At 72.4% G+C, this 1,572-nt stretch carries 2 protein-coding genes; both read left to right on the top strand.

What is annotated here, in order from left to right; translation table 11 throughout:
- On the top strand, positions 1-731 hold a 731-nt coding region (locus tag AC1DYX_RS30995), incomplete at its 5' end, for an HlyD family secretion protein (protein WP_477266043.1).
- The coding region (locus AC1DYX_RS30990; protein ID WP_477266041.1) for a TolC family protein at positions 728-1,572 on the top strand (845 nt) is incomplete at its 3' end. The genes AC1DYX_RS30995 and AC1DYX_RS30990, both read left to right, overlap by 4 nt.

Genomic DNA, 1,572 nt, shown 5'->3' with positions numbered 1-1,572 from the left:
GCGTGGAGGAGCTGGCGGCCGATGGTTCGCTGTCCGCGCGCGAGCGCGACGCCGCCCGCGCCACCCGCGCCCAGACCGTCGCCGCCGCGGAGCAGGCGCGCGCCGCGGTGGAGATATCGCGCCAGAACTTGCGCACGGTCGAGGTCAACCACGCGTCGCTGGAGGCCGCCGTCGCCAACGCCGAGGCCGCGGTCCGGTTGGCCGAGATCGACCTGGCCAATACGCGCGTCAATGCGCCGCGCGACGGCCAGCTGGGCCAGATCAGCGTGCGCCTGGGCGCGTTCGTCAACGCAGGCGCCCAGCTGACGGCGCTCGTGCCGCAGACGATGTGGGTCGTCGCCAACATGAAGGAGACGCAGATGGCCGACGTGCGCCTGGGCCAGCCCGTCACCTTCACGGTCGACGCGCTGAACCATGCGAACCTGCGCGGCCACGTCGAGCAGATCGCGCCGGCCACGGGTTCGGAGTTCTCCGTGATCGTGCCGGACAATGCGACCGGCAATTTCGTCAAGATCGCCCAGCGCATCCCCGTTCGCATCAGCATCGATCCGGACCAGGCGCTGGCGGCGCGGCTGCGGCCGGGGATGTCGGTGGTGGCCAGCATCGACACGAAGGCGGGCGGACGCGTGCCGCCGGCGCCGGGACAAGCCAGCGACCCACGTAGGGTGGGCACCCCTGTGCCCACGCGGACGCTGCCGGCCACCCAACCGTCGCCCGGGCAGGCCCAATGAAGCGCCATCTCGTGCTGGCTGCCYGTGCCGCGCTATTGGCCGGCTGCCGCATCCCGGTACAACCGCCACCGCAATCGACCGTGGTCGTCCCACCCGCGTGGCGCAACGTTGTCGGACCGGACGCCCCGGCCGCACCGATCGAACGCAACTGGTGGCACGCATTCGCCGACCCCGCCCTGGACCGCCTCGTCGCCCAGGCCCTCGAACGCAACAACGACGTGCGCACGGCGCAGGCGCGGCTGCAGGAATACCGGGCGCGCATCCAGGTGGCCCGTTCGGCCCAGGAACCGACGCTGTCGGCCGGGTTCTCGCCCGGACGCGCGCGCGTGATCGGCCCGTTCGGCACGCCCATCACGTCGACCACGCTGCAGGGCAGCTTCCAGGCCGCCTACGAACTCGATCCGTTCGGCCGGCTCGCCAATACCACGCAGGCTGCACGCTTCGACTACGCGGCCCAGCAGGCGCTGCTCGATGCGACGGCACTGTCGGTGGCGGCGAACACGGCGTCCGCCTACCTCAACCTGCGCGGCCTCGATGCCCAGCTGGACCTCGCGCGCGCCACGCTGGCATCGCGCCAGCGCTCGCTGGAGCTGGCGCGCCGCCAGTTCGCGGTCGGCTACAGCTCGCGCCTGGAACTGTCGCAGGCCGAGGCCGAGTATCGCGCGACGGCCGCCGTCGTGCCGCAACTGCAGCGCGCCATCACCCAACAGGAGAATGCCCTCGACATCCTCGCCGGCGCCAATCCCGGCCCCGTCGCGCGGGGCACGGACTTGATCCAACTGAACGCGCCCGCGGTCCAGCCCGGCCTGCCGTCTGCGTTGCTGCGCCGCCGGCCCGACGT

This window comes from Massilia sp. P2_C2 (assembly GCF_056404615.1).
This window is presented reverse-complemented; position numbering and strand designations above follow the sequence as displayed.